Annotated in this window: 4 protein-coding genes and 3 tRNA genes; 1 reads left to right on the forward strand and 6 read right to left on the reverse strand. The window is 47.8% G+C overall.

What is annotated here, in order from left to right; genetic code table 11:
• Window positions 1-59: 59 nt before the first annotated feature.
• Window positions 60-893, forward strand: a complete 834-nt coding sequence (locus AC1DUO_RS23700) for a prepilin peptidase (protein ID WP_477989042.1) — start codon at window positions 60-62, stop codon at window positions 891-893.
• Window positions 894-904: 11 nt separating this feature from the next.
• Here the strand turns inward: AC1DUO_RS23700 and bfr are convergent, their stop codons facing one another.
• The 6 genes from bfr to AC1DUO_RS23730 all read right to left on the reverse strand — a co-directional run bounded on the left by bfr (window position 905) and on the right by AC1DUO_RS23730 (window position 3,476).
• A complete protein-coding gene (gene bfr / locus AC1DUO_RS23705) occupies window positions 905-1,384 on the reverse strand; it encodes a bacterioferritin (RefSeq protein WP_013573672.1) in 480 nt (159 codons plus the stop codon).
• 85 nt (window positions 1,385-1,469) lie between these two features.
• A complete protein-coding gene (gene bfd, locus AC1DUO_RS23710) occupies window positions 1,470-1,664 on the reverse strand; it encodes a bacterioferritin-associated ferredoxin (RefSeq protein ID WP_013573671.1) in 195 nt (64 codons plus the stop codon).
• Between the two features lie 146 nt (window positions 1,665-1,810).
• Complete coding sequence (tuf, locus tag AC1DUO_RS23715; RefSeq protein WP_013573670.1) at window positions 1,811-2,995, reverse strand: elongation factor Tu; 1,185 nt, start codon at window positions 2,993-2,995, stop codon at window positions 1,811-1,813.
• A gap of 108 nt (window positions 2,996-3,103) precedes the next feature.
• A tRNA-Thr gene (locus tag AC1DUO_RS23720) sits at window positions 3,104-3,179 on the reverse strand.
• Window positions 3,180-3,186: 7 nt separating this feature from the next.
• Window positions 3,187-3,261: transfer RNA gene (locus tag AC1DUO_RS23725), tRNA-Gly, on the reverse strand.
• A gap of 130 nt (window positions 3,262-3,391) precedes the next feature.
• A tRNA-Tyr gene (locus AC1DUO_RS23730) sits at window positions 3,392-3,476 on the reverse strand.
• Between the last annotated feature and the right edge of the window lie 12 nt (window positions 3,477-3,488).

Raw genomic sequence — 3,488 nt, forward strand, 5'->3', positions numbered from 1 at the left:
GTGTTCCTCAACTCACACTGCGTTAACGGGCCGATGTCATAACAAGGAAGATATTTAGCATGGACGGAGGATGGAAGCACTTGTCTTATATCACATCATTACCCGACGGGTTTTATCACACCTGTGTCGCTGTTTTGGGATTGCTGCTGGGCAGCTTTCTTAATGTCGTCGTTTATCGCTTGCCGCTGATGATTCAGAACGATGGTCAACTGACAGAGCATGGCTTTAATCTGAGCCTTCCGGCATCACACTGCCCCGCCTGTATACATCCGCTAAAATACTGGCAGAACATTCCGGTTTTGAGTTGGTTGTTGTTACGGGGGAAATGCCATTATTGCAAAACCACGATCTCTAAAAGGTACCCCCTTACAGAAGCAGGATGCGCCGCCATGTTTCTTGGTCTGTCGTTTCTGTTTACCACTCCCCTGAGTTTATTCAGTGCCTTATTACTGTTTTGGTTTCTTCTGGCACTAAGCCTGATTGATTTGGCAACTTACCTGCTTCCTGACCGACTGACACTGCCCTTGCTGTGGGTCGGGTTACTCGTCCACTCTCTGTACGGCAGCGTGACACTTCAGAATGCATTATATGGCGCGGTCGCAGGTTATCTGGCGTTGTGGTTTTTGTACTGGAGTGTCAAGTTAGTCAGCGGCAAAGAGGGAATGGGGTACGGGGATTTTAAACTCCTGGCAGCACTTGGCGCCTGGGTGGGCTGGCAGATGTTGCCATATCTGTGTATTCTCGCCGCGCTTGCGGGGATCGTTTTCACACTGGTAAGGGTAAGTATTTATAAAATGTCAGAGCAAACACCTTTCGGACCCTGCCTGGCACTGGCTGGTGCGCTGATTTACATCAGCCAGGAGAGCAAAACAATCTGGCTGATGTTGAGTTAATACAGCAGAAATTACTGGGATTCTTCTTTCAGCTGAGACTGGATGTAGTTCTGAATGCCAATACGCCCGATGAGTTCCAGTTCGGTTTCCAGCCAGTCGATGTGATGCTCTTCATCCGCCAGGATATTAATCATTAAATCGCGGCTGACGTAATCGTGCACCGAGTCAGCATAAGCAATGCCTTCGCGTAAATCCTTCGCCCCTTCAAGTTCCAGCAGCAAATCAGATTTCAGCATTTCCTCAACATCTTCACCAATATTGAGTTTGCCGAGATCCTGCAGGTTAGGAAGCCCTTCCAGGAAGAGGATCCGCTCAATATAGATATCAGCATGCTTCATTTCATCAATGGATTCGTGATATTCGATACCGTTGAGACGCATCAGTCCCCAGTTTTTAAACATACGGGCATGCAAAAAGTACTGATTGATAGCAACCAGTTCATTTCCAAGAAGTTTATTGAGGTGTGCAATGACTTTTTTATCGCCTTTCATAGGTAACTCCTCCGTTCCGGTATCTAAAGCGTAGATCCGGTTCAGAGTAAGTCAAAAAAAAGGCACACTTTTTAACTAAGTATTTTTACGCGATGTTTTTGAACTCAGGAATTTGCTGTAATTCATCTTCCATTATTTGTCGCGCCGCACGAACACATTTGCCACATTGCGTTCCTACCGGAACAAAACTCCTCAACTGTTGGAACGTTTGCGGCTGGTAACGTCTGACTGCCTGTCTGATCGTTTTATCACTGACTGAATTGCACAAACACACGTACATATAAACCACGCTTCGCATAAATCTTGAACTAACTGTAAATGAGAATGGTTATTATTGCAAATGCAGTTTGAACGCTTTTGCACACAAATTTTAGGCAATAAAAAAGGGTGCCGAAGCACCCTTTTTTTGCTCTTAATTATCAGCGATTAAGCGATAACTTTAGCAACAACACCAGCGCCTACAGTACGGCCGCCTTCACGGATTGCGAAACGCAGACCGTCATCCATCGCGATTGGGTGGATCAGGGTAACAACCATGTTCACGTTGTCACCAGGCATAACCATCTCAACGCCTTCTGGCAGTTCGATAGTACCGGTCACGTCAGTTGTACGGAAGTAGAACTGTGGACGGTARCCTTTGAAGAATGGAGTATGACGACCACCTTCATCTTTGCTCAGGATGTACACTTCGGAATCAAACTTGGTGTGTGGTTTGATTGAACCTGGTTTAGCCAGAACCTGACCACGTTCGATATCTTCACGTTTGATACCACGCAGCAGAACACCAACGTTCTCACCAGCACGGCCTTCGTCCAGCAGTTTGCGGAACATTTCAACGCCMGTACAAGTAGACTTAACAGTGTCCTTGATACCGACGATTTCAACTTCTTCGCCCACTTTAACGATACCRCGCTCTACACGACCGGTAACAACTGTACCACGGCCGGAGATGGAGAATACGTCTTCGATTGGCAGCAGGAATGGCTTATCGATAGCACGCTCTGGCAGTGGAATGTAGCTGTCCAGTGCTTCTGCCAGTTCGATGATTTTCGCTTCCCAAGTAGCATCGCCTTCCAGTGCTTTCAGCGCTGAACCTTTGATGACCGGGATGTCGTCGCCTGGGAATTCGTAAGCAGACAGAAGTTCACGAACTTCCATTTCTACCAGTTCCAGCAGCTCTTCGTCATCTACCATGTCGCATTTGTTCATGAACACGATCATGTATGGAACGCCAACCTGGCGACCCAGCAGGATGTGCTCACGAGTCTGAGGCATAGGGCCGTCAGTTGCAGCAACAACCAGGATAGCGCCGTCCATCTGTGCAGCACCGGTGATCATGTTTTTCACGTAGTCGGCGTGCCCTGGGCAGTCAACGTGCGCGTAGTGACGAGTCGGGGTGTCATATTCAACGTGAGAAGTGTTGATGGTGATACCACGAGCTTTTTCTTCTGGTGCGTTATCGATCTGGTCGAATGCGCGTGCAGAACCGCCGTAGGTTTTAGCCAGAACGGTAGTGATTGCTGCAGTCAGGGTAGTTTTACCGTGGTCAACRTGGCCGATAGTACCAACGTTAACGTGCGGTTTGTTACGTTCAAATTTTTCTTTAGACATCGATTGTCCCTCTAAGACACGGTTAAATCGGTGGTATCACCACATCAACCAAGCATTTGCTTGACGAATTAGTTTACAGAAAGAAAATCAGGAGGGAGAATTTGGAAGTGGTGCTGATAGGCAGATTCGAACTGCCGACCTCACCCTTACCAAGGGTGCGCTCTACCAACTGAGCYATATCAGCACATACTTGGAGCGGGCAGTGGGAATCGAACCCACATCATCAGCTTGGAAGGCTGAGGTAATAGCCATTATACGATGCCCGCATCCTGGAACTCGGCTACCTGATTGTTCTGAAGAACTTGAAGACGGGGAAAAGGACGTGAGACACTTAATTCCTCACCTTCACCTGAAGCGACTCTTTCACTTCAAGCTGCCTCATTACTAAGGCTTATATGGTGGTGGGGGAAGGATTCGAACCTTCGAAGTCGATGACGGCAGATTTACAGTCTGCTCCCTTTGGCCGCTCGGGAACCCCACCTAATTGTTAAGT

It is taken from the genome of Rahnella sp. P4_A8 (assembly GCF_056402435.1).

Coding starts and splice junctions, on each gene's coding strand:
- bfd (WP_013573671.1), bottom strand. CDS start 1,664: ATGTACGTGTGTTTGTGCAATTCAGTCAGTGATAAAACGATCAGACAG.
- bfr (WP_013573672.1), bottom strand. CDS start 1,384: ATGAAAGGCGATAAAAAAGTCATTGCACACCTCAATAAACTTCTTGGA.
- AC1DUO_RS23700 (WP_477989042.1), top strand. CDS start 60: ATGGACGGAGGATGGAAGCACTTGTCTTATATCACATCATTACCCGAC.